The 18,497-nt window shown below is 70.0% G+C and carries 15 protein-coding genes, 1 tRNA gene and 1 riboswitch; of the genes, 3 read left to right on the top strand and 13 right to left on the bottom strand.

What is annotated here, in order from left to right:
• Positions 1–80 precede the first annotated feature (80 nt).
• Entirely contained in the window at positions 81–311 is a 231-nt protein-coding gene (locus ACWD1U_RS27660; protein ID WP_451111501.1) for a DUF4287 domain-containing protein, read from the top strand.
• A gap of 72 nt (positions 312–383) precedes the next feature.
• Here ACWD1U_RS27660 and ACWD1U_RS27655 read toward each other — a convergent pair whose 3' ends face one another.
• The 3 genes from ACWD1U_RS27655 to ACWD1U_RS27645 all read right to left on the bottom strand — a co-directional run bounded on the left by ACWD1U_RS27655 (position 384) and on the right by ACWD1U_RS27645 (position 2,887).
• The gene (locus ACWD1U_RS27655) at positions 384–1,277 is read right to left on the bottom strand and encodes a Bax inhibitor-1/YccA family protein (RefSeq protein ID WP_451111499.1); all 894 of its coding nucleotides are present in this window, start codon (positions 1,275–1,277) and stop codon (positions 384–386) included.
• 215 nt (positions 1,278–1,492) lie between these two features.
• Positions 1,493–2,668: a 4-hydroxybenzoate 3-monooxygenase gene (locus ACWD1U_RS27650; protein ID WP_451111498.1), complete on the bottom strand. Its 1,176-nt coding sequence runs from the start codon at positions 2,666–2,668 to the stop codon at positions 1,493–1,495.
• Positions 2,669–2,803: 135 nt separating this feature from the next.
• A tRNA-Leu gene (locus tag ACWD1U_RS27645) sits at positions 2,804–2,887 on the bottom strand.
• Between the two features lie 416 nt (positions 2,888–3,303).
• Here ACWD1U_RS27645 and ACWD1U_RS27640 point away from each other — a divergent pair.
• Together ACWD1U_RS27640 and ACWD1U_RS27635 are read left to right on the top strand one after the other, a co-directional pair.
• Entirely contained in the window at positions 3,304–4,074 is a 771-nt protein-coding gene (locus ACWD1U_RS27640; RefSeq protein WP_451111496.1) for an ABC transporter ATP-binding protein, read from the top strand.
• Positions 4,075–4,112: 38 nt separating this feature from the next.
• Positions 4,113–6,641, top strand: coding sequence for an ABC transporter permease (locus tag ACWD1U_RS27635; RefSeq protein ID WP_451111494.1), 2,529 nt, complete (start codon positions 4,113–4,115; stop codon positions 6,639–6,641).
• 54 nt (positions 6,642–6,695) lie between these two features.
• Here the strand turns inward: ACWD1U_RS27635 and ACWD1U_RS27630 are convergent, their stop codons facing one another.
• The 10 genes from ACWD1U_RS27630 to ACWD1U_RS27585 form a co-directional block, all read right to left on the bottom strand.
• A complete protein-coding gene (locus ACWD1U_RS27630) occupies positions 6,696–7,988 on the bottom strand; it encodes a class I SAM-dependent methyltransferase (protein ID WP_451111492.1) in 1,293 nt (430 codons plus the stop codon).
• 203 nt (positions 7,989–8,191) lie between these two features.
• Positions 8,192–9,580: an NAD(P)/FAD-dependent oxidoreductase gene (locus ACWD1U_RS27625; RefSeq protein WP_390986850.1), complete on the bottom strand. Its 1,389-nt coding sequence runs from the start codon at positions 9,578–9,580 to the stop codon at positions 8,192–8,194.
• A 420-nt stretch (positions 9,581–10,000) separates the two neighbouring features.
• Positions 10,001–10,942: a Ppx/GppA phosphatase family protein gene (locus ACWD1U_RS27620; RefSeq protein ID WP_451111491.1), complete on the bottom strand. Its 942-nt coding sequence runs from the start codon at positions 10,940–10,942 to the stop codon at positions 10,001–10,003.
• Entirely contained in the window at positions 10,939–11,538 is a 600-nt protein-coding gene (locus ACWD1U_RS27615; RefSeq protein WP_451111489.1) for a DUF501 domain-containing protein, read from the bottom strand. The genes ACWD1U_RS27620 and ACWD1U_RS27615 overlap by 4 nt, the downstream gene beginning before the upstream one ends.
• 46 nt (positions 11,539–11,584) lie before the next feature.
• Positions 11,585–12,061: an FtsB family cell division protein gene (locus ACWD1U_RS27610; protein WP_451111488.1), complete on the bottom strand. Its 477-nt coding sequence runs from the start codon at positions 12,059–12,061 to the stop codon at positions 11,585–11,587.
• A gap of 143 nt (positions 12,062–12,204) precedes the next feature.
• The gene (gene eno / locus ACWD1U_RS27605; RefSeq protein WP_451111626.1) at positions 12,205–13,485 is read right to left on the bottom strand and encodes a phosphopyruvate hydratase; all 1,281 of its coding nucleotides are present in this window, start codon (positions 13,483–13,485) and stop codon (positions 12,205–12,207) included.
• A 265-nt stretch (positions 13,486–13,750) separates the two neighbouring features.
• Positions 13,751–14,446 carry a transglycosylase family protein gene (locus ACWD1U_RS27600; RefSeq protein WP_451111487.1) on the bottom strand — a complete coding sequence of 232 codons (696 nt, stop codon included), beginning with the start codon at positions 14,444–14,446 and terminating at the stop codon, positions 13,751–13,753.
• Positions 14,447–14,450: 4 nt separating this feature from the next.
• Positions 14,451–14,617: riboswitch (cyclic di-AMP (ydaO/yuaA leader) on the bottom strand.
• Between the two features lie 229 nt (positions 14,618–14,846).
• Positions 14,847–15,812, bottom strand: a complete 966-nt coding sequence (locus ACWD1U_RS27595) for a transglycosylase family protein (RefSeq protein WP_451111485.1) — start codon at positions 15,810–15,812, stop codon at positions 14,847–14,849.
• A gap of 179 nt (positions 15,813–15,991) precedes the next feature.
• Positions 15,992–17,251 carry a cytochrome P450 family protein gene (locus ACWD1U_RS27590; RefSeq protein ID WP_451111484.1) on the bottom strand — a complete coding sequence of 420 codons (1,260 nt, stop codon included), beginning with the start codon at positions 17,249–17,251 and terminating at the stop codon, positions 15,992–15,994.
• Positions 17,252–17,413: 162 nt separating this feature from the next.
• Positions 17,414–18,436, bottom strand: a complete 1,023-nt coding sequence (locus tag ACWD1U_RS27585) for a nucleoside triphosphate pyrophosphohydrolase (RefSeq protein ID WP_451111482.1) — start codon at positions 18,434–18,436, stop codon at positions 17,414–17,416.
• Between the last annotated feature and the right edge of the window lie 61 nt (positions 18,437–18,497).

Raw genomic sequence — 18,497 nt, 5'->3', positions numbered from 1 at the left:
CCGGGACTGTTGCCAACGGGCGAACACTCAGGCACGGTGACCTGAAGGACCGGCTTACATCCCAGCGTCCGGAGGCGCCGATGTCCCAAGTCTTCTCCGAAGAGACCCATCGCAATCTGCTCGCCCGCATTCCGCACTGCACCGGTCGTGAGATCTCCGACTGGCTCCGCACCGTCGAAGAAGGCCCGGCACTCTTCCGCTTCGAGGAAAAGGTCAGCTGGCTCCGGCACGAACACGATCTGGCGTACGGCCACGCCAAGGCGATCATCCACGAGTACGACCTGAGGAGGGCCGCGCGCAAACTGCTCTAGGCGCCCGACGGCCTGGACGACGACGAAGGGCCCCGGCCGGAGCCGGGGCCCTTCGCGCACGACTGGTCGGTGCTAGTCGTTGCTGTTGAGGATCGAGATGAGCCTCAGGAACTCCAAGTAGATCCACACCAGCGTCAGCGTGAGACCGAAGGCCGCGAACCAGGCCTCCTCGCGCGGGGCGCCGTAGGCGACGCCGTCCTCGACCTGCTTGAAGTCCAGGGCGAGGAAGCAGGCACCGAGGATGATGCCGATGACGCCGAAGACGACACCGAGCGCACCGCTGCGGAAGCCGAGGCCGTCACCGCCGCCGAACACCGCGAACAGCAGGTTCACGGTCATCAGCAGGATGAAGCCGAGCGCGGCCGCCATCACGAAGCCGTAGAAGCGGCGGTTGACGCGGATCCAGCCGGCCTTGTAGGCGGTCAGTACACCGGCGAAGACCGCCATGGTGCCGATCACGGCCTGCATCGCAGCGCCGTCGGCGATGCGGTTGTCGACGATGTTGGACACGACGCCGAGGAAGACACCCTCGAACGCGGCGTACGTCAGGATCAGCGCGGGCGAGGCCTTGCGCTTGAAGGACTGCACGAACGCCAGGACCATGCCGATCAGCGCGGCGCCGATACCGATGCCGTAGCTCCGGCTGATGTTGGCGTCGTCCACCGGCAGCAGGGCCCAGGAGAGCGCCGCCGTGAGGATGAGCACGCCGAGCGTGCTCGCCGTGCGCAGGACGACGTCGTCGATGGTCATCCGGCCGGTGGTGGCCGGGGCCTGCGGCGGCGCGCCGTACTGCAGGTCCTGCTGGGCGTAAGGGTTCTGGGCGTACGGGTTGCCTGTCGACTGCGCGTACGGGTTGCCCTGGGTGGCGACAGCGGGTCCCCCGGCCTGCGGCGCGGTGTTGAAGCCCGCGTAGCCGTTGTCGCGGCTGAACCCCCGTCGCGAGAAGACCGGGTTTCTGCTCCTCATTTCACTCCTCCATGGCCACACAGCATGGCCTTGGCTCAAGAGTAATAGGTAGGCAAAGGAATGACCCTACTGCCTGGGGAGGATCTTTCCCTCGTCGTGCAGCGCAACACGCTACGCCGCTTCCTGATTCCCCTGACCGGAGGGGCCCATTCATCACCGAGCTGCGACCTGTCCGGAACCGTTCGGTGATCATCCGCTGACGCGGGTCACACGTCTCACCCCAAGGGGAAGCCTGTGTACGCCTCGGCCAGGTCTGCCTCGGCGGAGCGGGAGGAGGCGATCCGCTCCAGCCGGGCGAGCTGGAGGCGGTCGTCGAAGGGCGTCGCGTCGGGGGCGCGGTGCAGCAGGACCGTCATGTCGAAGGAGAACCGCTCGGCCTGCCAGACGCGGCGCAGACAGGTCGCGGAGTAGGCGTCGAGCAGGTCCGCCGATCGGGTACGCCGCTGGTGGATCAGGGCACGGGCGAAGGTGACGACGTCGCCGACGGCGAGGTTCAGGCCCTTCGCCCCCGTCGGCGGGACGATGTGCGCGGCGTCGCCGGCGAGGAAGAGACGGCCGTGGCGCATGGGCTCGTGGACCCAGGAGCGCATGGGCGTGACCGACTTCCGGGTGAGGGGGCCGCGTGCCAGGCGCCAGTCGTCGTCGGTCTCGAAACGGCGCTCCAGTTCGTCCCAGATCGCCTCGTCGCTCCACGTGCCGGCGTCGGTGCCGTCGGGCACCTGGAGGTAGAGGCGGGAGACGGACGGCGACCGCATGGACAGCAGGGCGAAGCCGCGCTCGTGGCGGGCGTAGACCAGCTCGTCGTGGGAGGGCGGCACGTCGGCGAGGACGCCGAGCCAACCGAAGGGGTACGTCCGTTCGAAGACCTGGGTCAGCTCGGCGGGGATCGCCTTGCGGGCCACGCCCCACCAACCGTCGCAGCCGACGACGTACTCGCACTCCAGGACGTCCTCGCGGCCCGCGTACCGGAAGCGGATCCGCGGGACGTCGGTGGCGGCGTCCTCCACGGCCAGGGCCTCCGCCTCGAACAGCAGGGGGCCGCCCTCCCGCAGCTGCAGGGCGATGAGGTCCTTGCACACCTCGGTCTGGGCGTAGACCATCACGGACCGGCCGCCGGTGAGGGCGGGGAAGTCGACGCGGTGGCGCCGGCGGTCGAAGCGCAGTTCGATGCCGTCGTGGCGCAGCCCCTCCCGGTCCAGGCGCTCCCCGGCGCCGGCCGCGCGCAGCGCGTCCGCCGTCCCCTGCTCCAGGATCCCGGCGCGCTGCCGCTGCTCGACGTAGGCGCGGTCGCGGCTCTCCAGGACGACCGAGTCGATGCCGGCGTTGTGGAGCAGCCGGGCGAGGAGGAGGCCGGCCGGGCCCGCTCCGATGATGCCGACGGTGGTGCGCATCGAACGCCCTCTTCCCGTACGTTCGTCAGGTGAAGTTTTTTTCACCATTGAGTGGATGCGAGTCTCTGACGGCATGCGACCGCTGTCAACGGGCACGCCGCGAACTTCTCAATGGACCACACAGGGATCGGAAGGTGCCCGGAGCCGGACTCGAACCGGCACGCCCGCGAAGGGGCAGCGAGGTTTAAGCTCGCCGTGTCTGCATTCCACCATCCGGGCAGGCCATGGGCTCCGCATCCAGGTCCCGAGACTATCGGGACAGGTCCCCCGAACAGCGGAAGCATGGACCGATGTTGTCTTATTTTATTGACGTCTGAGGGTGCATCAGCACACGGAACGCGCCATCCGCACTTGCCAATAGCCTTGCGTGCGACGCTCGGCCGTGTATGCGGAATGACGGAATTTCACCGCTTGAACGAGGGCACTCCACCTGTTCTCGACACTCGGAGGCGTTCTTTCCCCAAACGGCGGGGTCCTTAAGGGGTGTTCGTCATCCCCAGGTATGACACCGCCCCGTGCGGTCAGACCGCAGTACGCCGTCGGAACCGGAACAACGGGTGACTACACGGCGTCGTGGGACCCGGACGATGGAACACGTCCTTCCCCCGTACGCCGTCCGACAGGAGAGCCATCCCGTGACCACCGCATCCCTCGCCGACCGGGCCACCACCGCGGCCGCGCGCGCCGCGGATCTGTCGAAGATCTACGGGCAGGGTGAGACCCAGGTGGTCGCCCTGGACCGGGTCTCCGTCGACTTCCGGCAGGCCGAGTTCACCGCGATCATGGGCCCCTCCGGCTCCGGCAAGTCCACCCTGATGCACTGCGTGGCCGGACTCGACACCTTCTCCTCGGGATCGGTGCGCATCGGCGACACCGAGCTCGGTTCCCTGAAGGACAAGCAGCTGACCAAGCTGCGCCGGGACAAGATCGGCTTCATCTTCCAGGCGTTCAACCTGCTGCCGACCCTGACGGCCCTGGAGAACATCACCCTTCCGATGGACATCGCGGGCCGCAAGCCGGACAAGCAGTGGCTGGACTCCGTCATCGCGATGGTCGGTCTGGCGGACCGGCTCGGTCACCGGCCCTCCCAGTTGTCCGGCGGCCAGCAGCAACGCGTCGCCGTGGCGCGGGCGCTGGCCTCCCGGCCCGAGATCATCTTCGGTGACGAGCCCACCGGAAACCTCGACTCGCGCTCCGGCGCCGAGGTGCTGGGCTTCCTGCGCAATTCCGTGCGCGAGCTGGGCCAGACGGTGGTGATGGTGACGCACGACCCGGTGGCCGCGGCCTACGCGGACCGGGTGATCTTCCTCGCGGACGGCCGGATCGTCGACGAGATGTACCGGCCGACGGCCGAGTCGGTCCTGGACCGCATGAAGGCGTTCGACGCCAAGGGCCGCACCAGCTGATCCCCCGTCAGGACCGACAGGACTGAGAAGAAGAACCCATGTTCCGTACCGCCTTGCGCAACGTGCTCGCGCACAAGGCCCGGCTCCTGATGACCGTCCTCGCCGTGATGCTCGGCGTGGCCTTCGTGTCGGGGACCCTGGTCTTCACCAACACCATCTCCGACGCCTTCCAGAAGAGCTCCGCCAAGGGCTTCGACCAGGTCGACGTCGCCATGACGGCGGACTACCGGGAGGCCGAGGGCGACCAGGTCGGCAAGCCCCACGACCTGACCCAGGCCGTCCTCGACACGAGCGAGCGGGTTCCCGGGGCCGCGTCCGCCATCGGGGTCGTGCAGGGTTTCACCGCCATCGCCGGCAAGGACGGCAAGCTGATCGGCGACGGCTTCCAGTCGCAGGGCGGCAACTACTGGGGCTCCAAGGACCCGCGCTACCCCCTGGTCAGCGGGCACGCCCCCAAGGGCCGGGGCGAGATCCTCATCGACTCGGCGACGGCGAAGCGCACCGGATACAAGGTCGGCGACACCGTGCGGATGTCGGTCGACGGGCCGGTCCTGACCCCGAAGATCACCGGCATCTTCACCACCGACGACGGCAACGTCGCGGCCGGCGGCAGCCTCACTCTGTTCGACACGACGACCGCCCAGAAGCTGTTCGGCAAGGCGGGCGTGTACGACCAGATCGACGTCAAGGCGAAGCCGGGCGTCACGCAGGCCGCGCTGAAGGCGGAGCTGGACAAGACGCTGCCCGAGGGCACCGTCGAGACCACCACCGGCAAGGAGCTCGCCGACGACCAGGCGGAGGCGATCGCCCGGTCGATGAGCGGCATGCAGACGGCCCTGCTGGTCTTCGCCGGCATCGCCCTGTTCGTCGGCACGTTCATCATCGCCAACACCTTCACCATGCTGGTCGCCCAGCGCACGAAGGAGCTGGCGCTGATGCGGGCGGTCGGCGCCTCCCGCCGGCAGGTGACGCGATCGGTGCTCATCGAGGCGTTCGTGGTCGGCGCGGTCGCCGCCGTGGCCGGGCTGGTCGCGGGCATCGGCATCGGAGCCGGACTGCGCTCCCTGATGGGGACGTTCGACGCGACCGTGCCGGACGGTCCGCTGATCATCAAGCCGGCCACGATCCTCGCCGCGCTCGCGGTCGGCATCCTGGTGACCATGCTGGCGGCGTGGCTGCCGGGCCGCCGGGCCGCGAAGATCCCGCCGGTGGCGGCCATGAACAGCCTGCACGCCAAGGCCACGACGAAGTCGCTGGTTCTGCGCAACACACTGGGCGCCCTGGTCTCGGCCGCGGGCATCGCGGTGGTCCTGGTGGCCTCGACGATGGACGGCTCGGACGGCCAGGTGCCCATGGGCTTCGGAGCGGCACTGCTGATCATCGGTGTGTTCATCCTGACCCCCCTGCTGTCCCGCCCGCTGATCGCCACAGCGGCGCCCGTGCTGCGCGCCTTCGGCATCTCCGGCAAGCTGGCCCGGCAGAACTCGGTGCGCAACCCGCGCCGCACGGCCGCCACCGCCTCCGCTCTGATGATCGGCCTGACCCTGATCACCGGCATGACCGTGGTGGCGGGCAGCCTCCAGCAGGCCATCGAGAAGATGGCGGCGGCTTCGATCAAGGCGGACTACGTGGTGTCCATGGCGAACGGCAACACGCTGTCGCCGGACGTCGAGAAGAAGCTGGAGCGGACCGACGGCGTCACCGCCACCAGCCCGATGCTCAACGCCGACGCCCGGATCGACGGCCGGACCGAGTACCTGACCGGCGTCAACGGCGCCGCGATCGGCGAGCTGGCCGGCCCGAAGGTCGACGCCGGTTCCTTCAAGGTCGGCGGCACCCAGGTCGTCGTGGACAGCGAGACCGCCAAGTCCTACGGCTGGAAGGCCGGTTCCTCCTTCACCGCCTCCTTCGAGGACGGCAAGAAGCAGAAACTGACGGTCGCCGGGACCTACGAGAGCAACGACTTCCTGAGCGGCATCCTGCTCGACCGGTCGATCCTCGCCGCACACGTGTCGGACCCTTACACCTTGAAGGTCATGGTGAAGACCGCGGGCGGCACGTCCGGCGCGACGCAGGACAAGCTGGAGAAGGCCCTCGGCGCCAACCCGGCCGTCAAGGTCCAGGACAAGCACGACATCTCCAACGAGATCGCGCAGATGTTCACCCTCATGCTGAACATGGTCTACGGCCTGCTCGCCATGGCGGTGATCGTGGCGGTCCTCGGTGTCGTCAACACCCTGGCCATGTCGGTCTTCGAGCGCTCCCAGGAGATCGGCATGCTGCGGGCGATCGGCCTGGACCGCAAGGGCATCAAGCGGATGGTCCGCCTGGAGTCCCTGGTGATCTCCCTGTTCGGCGCGGTGCTGGGCATCGGGCTCGGCGTGTTCTTCGGCTGGGCGGCCGGTGAACTGCTGGCCTCGAAGATGGCGACGTACGAACTGGTCCTGCCCTGGGCGCGGATCGGCGTCTTCCTCCTGCTGGCCGCGACGGTGGGTGTCCTCGCGGCACTGTGGCCGGCGCGGCGGGCGGCCCGGCTGAACATGCTGGAGGCGATCAAGGCGGAGTAGCGGGGACGCGCGAGGGCCCCTTCCCACCCGGGCGGAAGGGGCCCTCGGTCGTTCTCAGTTCCAGGTGCGGGCGCGCAGCGGCATGCCCGCCCCCCCGGCTTCGGGGGTGCGGACGGCCAGGACCTGGTTGACGCCGATGCGGTTGCGTTCGAAGGCGAGCGCGGAGGCGGCCATGTACAGGCGCCAGACGCGGGCGCGGCCCGGTCCGGCGAGCTGGACGGCACGCTGCCAGTCCGCCTCCAGACGGGCGACCCATCGGCGCAGGGTGAGGGCGTAGTGCTCGCGGATCGACTCCACGTCGCGCACCTCGAACCCGGCGCGCTCCAGCTGGGCGACGGTGATGCCGACGGGCTGCAGCTCGCCGTCGGGGAAGACGTAGGAGTCGATGAACGGGTCGACGCTGTAGGCCGTCTCGTCCCGCTGCGGGCGGCGGGCGATCTGGTGGTTCAGGAGCCGCCCGCCCGGCTTGAGCAGGGAGTACAGGTCGGCGGCGTACTCCAGGTACCGTTCGGCACCGACGTGTTCGGCCATGCCGATGGAGGAGATCGCGTCGTACGGCCCGTCGCGGACGTCGCGGTAGTCCTGTACGCGGATCTCGACCTTGTCGGTGAGGCCCTCGCCGGCGACGCGCTTGCGGGCGTACGCGGCCTGCTCATGGGAGAGCGTCACGCCGATGACGTTCACGCCGTACTCGCGGGCGGCGTGGACGGCCATCGAGCCCCAGCCGCAGCCGACGTCGAGCAGCCGCCGGCCGGGGCTCAGGCCGAGCTTGCGGCAGACGAGTTCGATCTTGTCGTGCTGGGCCTGTTCGAGGGTGCTGTCCGGAGCGGGCCAGTAGGCGCAGGAGTACACCATGGACGGGCCGAGGACGATCTCGTAGAAGTCGTTGCCGACGTCGTAGTGGTGGCTGATGGCGCGTCTGTCGGTGTGCTTGGTGTGCAGGTGGCGGCGGGGGCTGCGGGTCTCCTCGCGGGGCGGGGCCGGGGGCAGCGGACTGCCGGCGAGCTTGACGAGGCCGCGTACGGCGGAGCGCACCTCGGGGTCACGCAGGGCCTGAGCGAGGGTACGGGCGTCCTCGCCGCGCTCCCAGACGAGGCCGGCGAGCAGGTCCAGGGTGGTGTAGAGGTCGCCCTGGATGTCCAGGTCGCCCGCCACCCAGGCGCGGGCCAGGCCCAGTTCGCCCGGCTTCCACAGCAGGCGGCGCAGGGCCCGGCGGTTGCGCACGACCAGCATCGGCGCGCCCGGCGGGCCCGCCTGTGAACCGTCCCAGGCGCGGATGCGCACGGGGAGTGGTGCTCCCAGCACCTGTGCGAAGAGGCCCTGCAGCCGCTGCGCGGCGTCTGCCATGGTGTACACCTCCATGACGGGGAATCCCGGAATGTCCGACACCACGTAAACACCTGCGGCGCTTCACCGCAGCCCCCGGCACGCGTCATGACCGGGCGAAGCCGGTTCTTCCCCCGCCCGGCGGCGGGGCCCGGACACGCCGAAGGACCTCCCGCACCACGGATGGCGGGAGGTCCTTCGTCAGGCGGGTGCCGGACCGGAGGTCAGGAGGCCTTGGCCTTCTCCTCGGTCTTCTCCTTGGGCGCGGCGGCGACCGGGGCCGGCTTGGCGGCCTCGTAGAACTCCTCGCGCGGGGTCTCGATCGCGCCGAGGGAGACGACCTCGCGCTTGAGGAACATGCCGAGAGTCCAGTCGGCGAAGACGCGGATCTTGCGGTTCCAGGTCGGCATCGCCAGGCCGTGGTAGCCCCGGTGCATGTACCAGGCGAGACGACCCTTGAGCTTGATCTTCATCTTGCCCATGACGATCATCGCGACGCCCTTGTGGAGGCCGAGACCGGCCACCGCGCCCTTGTTGGCGTGCGCGTAGTCCTTCTGCGGGAAGCCCCGCATGCCGGACACCACGTTGTCGCCGAGGACCCGGGCCTGGCGCAGCGCGTGCTGGGCGTTCGGCGGGCACCAGGCGTTCTCGTTGCCCGCCTTGCGGCCGACGAGGTCCGGGACCTGCGCGTTGTCGCCCGCGGCCCAGATGTAGTCGGTGCCCTTGACCTGGAGGGTCGGCTCGCAGTCGACGTGTCCGCGGGGGCCGAGAGGCAGGCCGTAGCGCGCGAGGGCCGGGTTGGGCTTGACGCCGGCGGTCCAGACGATCGTGTTGGAGTCGACCTCGAGGCCGTTCTTCAGCACCACGTGGCCGTCGACGCAGGAGTCCATGGAGGTGGACAGGTAGACCTCGACACCGCGGCCCTCGAGGTGCTCCTTGCCGTACTTGCCGAGCTTGGGACCGACCTCGGGGAGGATCTTGTCGGCTGCGTCGACCAGGATGAAGCGCATGTCCTCACGGGACACGTTCTTGTAGTACTTGGCCGCGTCGCGGGCCATGTCCTCGACCTCGCCGATGGTCTCCGCACCGGCGAAGCCGCCGCCCACGAAGACGAAGGTGAGCGCCTTGCGGCGGATCTCCTCGTCGGTGGTGGAGTCGGCCTTGTCGAGCTGCTCGAGGACGTGGTTGCGCAGGCCGATGGCCTCCTCGATGCCCTTCATGCCGATGCCCTGCTCGGCGAGGCCGGGGATCGGGAAGGTGCGGGAGACCGCGCCGAGCGCGATCACCAGGTAGTCGAAGGGCAGCTCGTAGGCCTCGCCGACCAGCGGGGAGACCGTGGCGACCTTGCGGTCCTGGTCGATGGTGGTGACCCGGCCGGTGAGGACCTCCGCCTTGGGCAGCACGCGTCGCAGCGGGACGACGACGTGGCGCGGGGAGATGTTGCCGGCGGCGGCTTCGGGGAGGAAGGGCTGGTAGGTCATGTACGACCGGGGGTCGACGACCGTGACGGTCGCCTCGCCGTAGCGCATCTTCTTCTGGATACGCCGAGCTGCGTACAGGCCTACGTACCCACCGCCTACTACGAGGATCCTGGGACGCTCCGTGGTGCTCATGCCATCGAGTATCCACCCGCTTCAGGGGGGTGGCTCGTGCGCCCCTTCACAAGCTTGTCCAGGGTGTGTGCTATCCTCCGCGGCTCGCGTGATCCACGTCATGGTGACAACCGGGCTCCTTTGTGCACCCCGGACCGTTGTCAATGCCGCGTGAGCTGCCTCTCTGGCTTCGAGGACCCCCCGTGAACCCACCTCCGGAGGGCTGCCGGAACGCCCTCCCGGGGACCTCCATACCACGCTTCTGAACATGTTCAAAGGCCTGCTCAGCCCCCGGACGGGTCAACGGGACCCTTCTGATCGCCCGGAGGGGCCGAATTCCTTGTGAAGAACTTCACGAACTTTTCCGACGGACCGTCGCCGGGGGATCCCCCGAACCCCCCGGACGCGCTCATCCGTGATCCGTGCCTGCTCAGAAGCGGGCTAGGCCACCGACCACGCGATGCCGTCGAGGATGTCGTGCTCGCTGACGACGACCTCCTGCGCGCCGGTCCGCTCCATGATCGCAAGGAGCACGAGGGCCCCCGCTCCGATCACGTCGACCCGGCCCGGATGCATGGACGGCACGGCCGCCCGCTCGGCGTGGGTGGAACGCAGCAGCCGCTCGGTGATCTCGCGGACCTTCGCGTGGGAGACCCGGGAGTGGTGGATGGCGGTCGAGTCGTACTCGGGCAGTTCCTGGGCGATCGCCGACACGGTCGTCACGGAACCGGCCAGGCCGACCAGGGTGCGGGCCTCGCGCAGCGGAACCGTCTCCGCGGCCACGTCGAGGGCGGCCTCGATGTCGGCCCGCATCGCGGCGATCTGCTCCTTGGACGGCGGGTCGCTCACCACGCCGTCCCGGACCAGGTGCCGCTCCGTCATGCGGACGCAGCCGATGTCCACCGAGCGGGCCGCGCGGACCCGGTCGTCGCCCACGACGAACTCGGTCGAGCCACCGCCGATGTCCACCACCAGGTAGGGCTCGGGGAGGTGGTCGCCCCCGGCCAGCTCCTTGGTGGCGCCGGTGAAGGAGAACTCGGCCTCCTGGCTTCCGGTGATCACCTCGGGCTCCACGCCCAGGATGTCCAGCACCCCGCGCACGAACTCGTCGCGGTTCTCGGCGTCCCGGGAGGCGGAGGTCGCCACGAACCTCAGCCGCTCCGCCCCGTGCTCCTTGATGATCCCGGCGTACTCGCGGCACGCCGCGAAGGTCCGCTCCAGGGCCTCGGGGGCGAGCCGGCCGGTGCGGTCGACGCCCTGCCCGAGCCGCACGATCGTCATCCGGCGGTCCAGGTCGGTCAGCTCACCGGTGGCCGGATCGGCATCGGCGACCAGGAGGCGGATGGAATTCGTACCGCAGTCCACGGCGGCGACACGGGTCACTGTCCGTCCTCCTCGACCGGCTTGACGGCGAAGTGGCCCGAGTCCGTGCTCTCCACCCGCCATCCGTCACCGCTCGGCGGTCCGGCGGTCGTCACACAGGCGCCCTTGCGCCACCATTCCGGCAGCATGGCCAGCGCCTCGTCACCCAGCGGGTTCACGCCCGGCCCGGCGGCCAGCGAGTGCGCCACCAGTACGTGCAGGCACTTCACCCGGTCCGGCATGCCGCCCGCGCTCGGGAAGTTCCTCAGTTCCTCGATCTCGTCGCGGCGCCGGACGTAGTCCTCGTGCGCCGCCCGGTACGCCGCCGCCAGCTCCGGATCCGCGGCCAGGCGCTCGGTCATCTCCTTCATCACGCCGTTCGCCTCCAGCGTGCCGATCGCCGAGTTCGCCTTCGGGCACGTCAGGTAGTAGAGCGTCGGGAAGGGCGTGCCGTCGGGCAGGCGGGGGGCCGTCTCCACGACGTCGGGCTGTCCGCAGGGGCAGCGGTGCGCGATGGCCCGCAGGCCGCGCGGGGGCCGACCGAGCTGCTGCTTGAAGGCCTCGACGTCCGCGTCGGTGGGCTCGGTGCGCGGGGTGGTCGGCGGGGGCGTTTCCATGACTGTCTTCAGGCTGTCTTTCTCTGGGTGTTCTCTCGGGTCACGTTCACTGGTCGGAGGCGTCGGCCTCGTCGACCCCGTCCCAGACGTTCGCGTACCAGGGGCGGTCGGCCGCCCCCAGGTCGCTGCGCGACTGTTTCGCCGCGTGCGGGTCGACGACGATGAAGCCCGTCTCCCCCGGCATGACGTAGTGCAACCGCTGCCGGATCTGCTGCTCGGCGTACGCGTCGTCCTGCCAGCGCGCCTTTTGGTCGCGCAGTTGTTCGACCCGCTGCCGGGCCTGCTGCTGTTCCCGCTGGAGGTCCTCGATCTCGGCGCGCTGGGAGACGTACTGCCGCATCGGGTAGGCCAGGGCCACGATCAGCGAGCACATCACCAGGGCGAGCAGCGCGGCCCGGCCGGTCAGCCGGGAGCGGCGGGCCTGGCGCCTGGTCTGGGAACGGTAGACCCGGGCCGCGGTCTGCTCGCCGAGCAGCCGGATCCTGGTCGTGGTGGAGAAACGGTCCCGGTCCTTCACGGCCATGACTGTCCGCCTCCCGTTCCACCGTCATACGCGCGTACGTCCCCGGACACGGTACGGGACCGAGTACGGGGACGTACGTACGACCGGCGCAAGCCTTGACCCGGGCCGGGGACCTGCTTGACCCGGGGCGCGCCTTCTCGCGGTCAGCCCTTGAAGCGGGGGAAGGCGCTGCGGCCGGCGTAGACCGCGGCGTCGTCGAGGATCTCCTCGATGCGCAGGAGCTGGTTGTACTTGGCGACGCGCTCGGAGCGGGCCGGGGCGCCGGTCTTGATCTGGCCGCAGTTGGTGGCGACGGCCAGGTCGGCGATGGTGACGTCCTCGGTCTCGCCGGAGCGGTGGGACATCATGCACTTGAAACCGTTGCGCTGGGCCAGCTCCACGGCGTCCAGGGTCTCGGTCAGCGAGCCGATCTGGTTGACCTTGACCAGCAGGGCGTTGGCCGCGCCCTCCTCGATGCCGCGGGCGAGGCGCTCGGGGTTGGTGACGAACAGGTCGTCGCCGACGAGCTGGACCTTGTCACCGAGCTTGTCGGTGATGGTCTTCCAGCCCTCCCAGTCGTCCTCGAACAGCGGGTCCTCGATGGAGACGAGCGGGTACGCGTCGACGAGCTCCGCGTAGTACTCGGTCATCTCGGCGGCCGAGCGGTTCTTGCCCTCGAAGGTGTAGACGCCGTCCTTGTAGAACTCGGAGGCGGCGACGTCGAGCGCCAGGGCGATCTGCTCGCCGGGGGTGTAGCCGGCCTCGTTGATCGCCTCGAGGATGAGGTCGAGGGCCTCTCGGTTGGAGCCGAGGTTCGGGGCGAAGCCGCCCTCGTCGCCGAGGCCGGTGGCCAGGCCCTTGCTCTTCAGGACCTTCTTCAGCGTGTGGTAGACCTCGGCGCCCCAGCGCAGGGCCTCGGAGAAGGACTCCGCGCCGATCGGCGCGATCATGAACTCCTGGATGTCCACGTTGGAGTCGGCGTGCGAGCCGCCGTTCAGGATGTTCATCATCGGCACCGGCAGCAGGTGCGCGTTCGGGCCGCCCAGGTAGCGGAAGAGCGGCAGGTCGCTGGCCTCGGAGGCGGCGTGGGCGACGGCGAGGGAGACGCCGAGGATGGCGTTGGCGCCGAGGGAGCCCTTGTTGTCGGTGGCGTCCAGGTCGAACATGGCCTGGTCGATCAGGCGCTGCTCGGTGGCGTCGTAGCCGACCAGCTCCGGGCCGATCTGCTCGATGACCGCGAGGACGGCCTTCTCCACACCCTTGCCGAGGTAGCGGTTCGAGTCGCCGTCGCGGAGCTCGATGGCCTCGAAGGCGCCCGTGGAGGCGCCGGACGGGACGGCGGCACGGCCGGTGCTGCCGTCGTCGAGGCCGACCTCGACCTCGACCGTGGGGTTGCCTCGGGAGTCCAGGATTTCCCGGGCTACGACGACGTCGATGGACGGCACGAGCATCTCCTTCTTCATGTGACGCGGATACGCGGGTCACGTGGACCCGGCGAGGCGCGGGCCTCGGTGGCTCGCGACATGAGCCTAACCGGCTCCGGGCGATCGGCCACCGCGTCGCCCACCCCATGGACAGAACCGAGAGTAAATTGTTTCCGAACGGAACAAAGCCGTATCGCAAAGACCGGCGGAAAGAACCCCGCCCCGGTGCGTACGGGGGAGGACGCACCGGGGCGGGGAGCCCGTGAGGACGGGGGCGGGCCGCTGCTTACTTCAGGTGCAGCTGCTGGCCCGGGTAGATGAGGTCGGCGTCGTCGACGATGTCCTTGTTCAACTCGTAGAGCTTCTCCCAGCCACCCTTGACCTTCTTCTCCGTGGCGATGGTGCTGAGGGTGTCACCCTTGACGACCTTGTACTCGCCGTCGCCCTTCTTGACCTTCTTGCCGGTCGGCGTGGTGACGGTCTGCTTGGCGGCCGGGCGCTCCTCGGAACGGGAGGCCGGCTGCTGCTCCGTCTGGCGGGTCTCGGTGCTCTGCTGGTTCTGCTGCGAGGAGCTGCCCGAGTCGCTCGAGGAGCCGCCACCGGTGTAGCCGGCACTCGACAGGCCCTTGCCGCAGACCGGCCAGGCACCCTTGCCCTGGCTGGCGAGGACCTTCTCGGCGATCTCGATCTGCTGGGCCTTGGTGGCCTGGTCGGCGGTGGAGGCGTACTTGGTGCCGCCGTAGCCGGACCAGGTGGAGGCGGAGAACTGCAGACCGCCGTAGTAGCCGTTGCCGGTGTTGATGGACCAGTTGCCGCCGGACTCGCACTGGGCGACGGCGTCCCACTCGGAGGCGGTGGCGGCGGAGGCGTTGCCGGCCGCCATCAGCGGCGCGGCGACGGCGGCGGAGGCGACACCGGCGACGGCGATGGCACGGGTGGCCTTGGACGGACGACGGTGCTTGCTCTTGCCGGAAAACAGCATGAATGGATCCCCTCACCGACGCCTGCGAGGTGAGCTGTCGGGTTCGGGCCGGTCGAGTTGCCCGGCCACGTCCCTCACGGGACGCGGCTTCACCCCTAGCCCTTCCGGCGCAACTGGCCGGTCGGGCGCCTACCTTGGGTCCCCCGCTCCTGCCTACGGCGCTTTGACGCGACGACTGTTCCCGTGCGGCCGCTGGCAGGATTCGGCGTTGCGGCAGCCGGGGCTCGCGGTGACGAGCGATCACGACCGTAGACACGCGATCGCCGGAATTTCAAAGACGATCAGGGCTTCTGAGATCTATCTCTCACCGCACTTATACGGGACATTCACCGCGAATGGTGACGTGAACTCGCACGGTTTCGGGGCGACTTCCGCCCTCGTTTCCGCACTGCCCGAACGGCTACTCCTCGTCCGCTTCGACCCTTGTCGTGAGCGTCTGACCGGGGCGGATGAGGTCGGGGTCGGAGCCGACGGCCTCCTCGTTCCCGGCGTACAGCACGCGCCATCCGCCGCGGAGGTCAAGGGAGTCGGCGATGGACCAGAGGCTGTCGCCGGGGCGGACGGTGTAGGAGCCGTCCGAGAGCGCACGGGAGACGCCGTCGCCGCGCGAGGCGTGCCGGCCCGCGGAGTCGCCCGTACGGCCCATGCGGCTGTCCCCGGTCGCGGAGTCCCCGTCGGCGCTGGGTCCGCGGTGGCGGCCGGAGCCGATGTCGGTCAGGGCCGAGGAGTCGCTGCTCTGCCGCGAGTTGCCCGACTTGTCACTCTCGGGGGTGGCCGAGGGGGAGCTTTCAGCGTCTTGGTCCTGCGGCGCGGAGCTCTTGAATTCGAGCGACTTGCCGGACTTGTCGGTTTCACCCTGCTCGGTCGACCGGGCGTCGGAAGACGTGGATGCCGACGGAGAGGGCGACGGCGACGACTCGGAGGAGTCGAGCAATCCGGGCGAGTCGGTCGGCGTGGACGAGTCGGATGATTCAGAGGTGTCCGACTTCGAGCCCTGCTGGAGACCGGAGAGCAGTCCGCAGGTGCGCCAGGCGCCGACCCCCTGGTCGGCGAGGATTCTCTCGGCCACGGCTATCTGCTGGGAACGGCTTGCCAGGTCGGCGCTCGCGGCGTAGTCGAGGCCCCCGTGGTTCTCCCAGTCCTCCTGGGACAGCGCGAGGCCGCCGAAGTAACCGTTGCCGCTGTTCTGGCTCCAGGCGCCGCCGGTCTCGCAGTCCGCGACCCGGTCCCAGGTGGTGCCGTCGGCCGCGCTGGCACCGGAGGCCCCGAGGAGCGGGATCGCGATGGCGGAGCCGGTCACTCCGGCCGCGACGAGGAGAGCCGGAGCCTGGCGGGGGCGACGGTGCCGACCGTTCCCGGAGAGCATACGGAGACCTTTCGCGAGACAGCAGTGATCAACGCGGCACGAGTCCCGGGCCGCGTTGATGGGTGAACGTATCGGCACACGATCACTTGTCACAAGTTCATGCCGCGCAGATCACGTGAAGATCACAGACATGACGGCGTGTCATGTTTGGCCGATTCACTCGCTGGTCATGGCGGCCGTCACGCCGGTGTGAACTCGACGGGCAGGGTGCGCAGCCCGCGCATGATGAGGCCGCCGCGCCATCTCAGCTCGGCCGGGTCCGCCGCGAGCCGCAGGTCCGGGAGGCGGGTGAGGAGGGTGGCGAGCGCGGCCCGGCCCTCCAGGCGGGCGAGCGGAGCACCGAGGCAGTAGTGGATGCCGTGGCCGTACCCGAGGTGCTGGTTGTCGCGGCGGGAGAGGTCCAGCACGTCCGGGTCGGCGAACCGCTCCGGGTCCCGGTCCGCCGCGGCCAGGACGACCAGGACCGGGTCGCCGGCCTCGATGCGCTGCCCGCCGATGGTGAGCGGCTGCGTGGCGAAGCGCCAGGTGGCGAGCTCGACGGGGCCGTCGTAGCGGAGGAGTTCCTCGACGCCGGTGGCCAGGAGGCCGGTCTCCCCGGCGGCGAGGGAGGCCTGGAGCCGGGCGCGCTGCCCGGGGTGGGTGAGCAGGGCGTAGGTGCCGTTGCCGATGAGGTTCACGGTGGTCTCGAACCCGGCGAACAGCAGGATGAACGCCATGGCCGCCGCCTCGTTCTCGGTGAGGTGCTCACCGTGGTCGAAGGCGCGGATGAGGCCGGAGATGAGGTCCTCGCCGGGGGCGGGTTCGGCGGGCAGCGCCTCCCGCTTGCGGTGGATGAGGTCGGCGAGGTAACCGCGCATCTTCTTCACGGACCGTGCGACGCCGCCGCGGGGCCCGCCCTGGTGACGGATCATCATGCCCGCCCAGTCGCGGAAGTCGTCCTGGTCCTCGCGGGGGACGCCGAGCAGGTCGCAGATGGCGTAGATGGGGAGCGGGAAGGCGAACTCGTGGATCAGGTCGGCGGACCCCTGCTCCGCGAACTTGTCGATGAGCCCGTCGGTGAGCTCCTGCACCCGTGGCGCGAACTCGGCGACCCGGCGGGGCGTGAACGCCTTGGACACGAGCCGCCGCAACCGGGTGTGGTCCGGCGGGTCGATGTTGAGCAGATGCGTCATCAGCTCCGCCTTGCGCTCACCGGGGATCCCGGTCCTGCCCTTGGCGTGCGCGGGTTCGTCGTGATGCGCCGGGTTCTTGGAGAGCCGGTTGTCGGCGAGTGTCTGCTTGGCGTCCGCGTATCGCGTGACCAGCCAGGCCTCCACACCGCTGGGAAGCCGCGTCCTGTGCACGGGGGCGTGCTCACGGAGCCAGGCGTAGGCGGGGTAGGGGTCGGTGGCGAATTCCCACGAGAACAGTTCGGGCGCCCCGGGCACTTCATGTTGCATGCCACGACCCTACGCAGCGGCCGGTGGGGCGGTGGTCGCCGCTGTCAGCGGCAGGGGCTGTGAGCTACCTGGGCGCTTCGGCAACGGGAGGCGCGGTGCCAAGGCCGCGCGACCCGGGCGGGCACAGTGCATGGACCCCTGAGCGGCCCGCCGGGCCCGGCCTCACGGCCGTCGCTCTCCGCCTTCGGCCTCCCTGATCGCGTCCCGGTACGCGCGGGCCGCTGCCCGCAGGGCCGCCTCCGGGTCGACGCCCTCGGCCTCGGCGCGGACCGCGAGGGCCAGGAGGTCGTAGCCGATCCCCTCGACGGGCGGGAGGGGTACGTCGAGGGCGGCCGTGCGGGCCCGGGAGGCCAGCTTGGCGGCGAGGGCCAGGCCGGGCTGGCCCAGGGGTATGCCCTCGGTGACGGAGGTGCGCTGCTTCTCGACCGCCTTGGTGCGCAGCCAGTGGGCCTTGACCTCCTCGGGGGTCGTGGCCGTCTCGTCGCCGAAGACGTGCGGGTGGCGGTGGATGAGCTTGTCGACGATGCCGCCGGCCACGTCGTCGATGGAGAAGGGCGCCTCCAGGTCGTCCTCGGCGATCCGGGCGTGGAAGACGACTTGGAGGAGGACGTCACCGAGCTCCTCGCGCAGCTCGTCGCGGTCGCCCTCCTCGATCGCCTCGACGAGTTCGTACGCCTCCTCGATGCCGTACTTCGCCAGGCCCTTGTGCGTCTGCCGGGACGACCAGGGGCATTCGGCGCGGATGCGGTCCATGACCTGGACGAGGTCGAGGAGGCGAGCGCCCGGCAGGTCGTAGGAGGCGGGGAGCAGCTCCAGCTCGGGCATGGCGACACGGCCGCTGCCGGCGAGGCGGGCCAGGCCGTCCGTCAGGGCCGGCTCGCCCTCGCCGGTCGCCACGACGACCACCGTGCGGCCGCCGGCGCAGGCGTCGACGAGCTCCTGGGCGGTGGGGGACGCCTCGTCGACGGTGACGCCCGCCTCGCGCAGATACGGCAGCTGCGGGTGCGTGCCGTCGGCGCACAGCACCTGGTCGGCCGTGTGCAGTGCCTGCCAGGCGGGCCAGGAGAGCAGGCCGGGGGCGACGCGGTGGCTGGTGGTGAGCAGGACGATGCGGCCGGGGGCGGCGGCCGCGCCGGGGGCGGTCCGCTCGGGGCCCGGGGTGGCTTCGGGGCTGTTGGCGTTCACGATTCGAAGCTATCCCACGCCGCCGACGGTCCCGGAAGTCGTCCGCAGTCCCCGGAGATCG

The sequence above is a fragment of the Streptomyces sp. NPDC002788 genome (assembly GCF_053592115.1).
The sequence above is the reverse complement of the archived record's forward strand: the minus strand, read 5'-3'. Positions and strand labels throughout refer to the sequence as shown.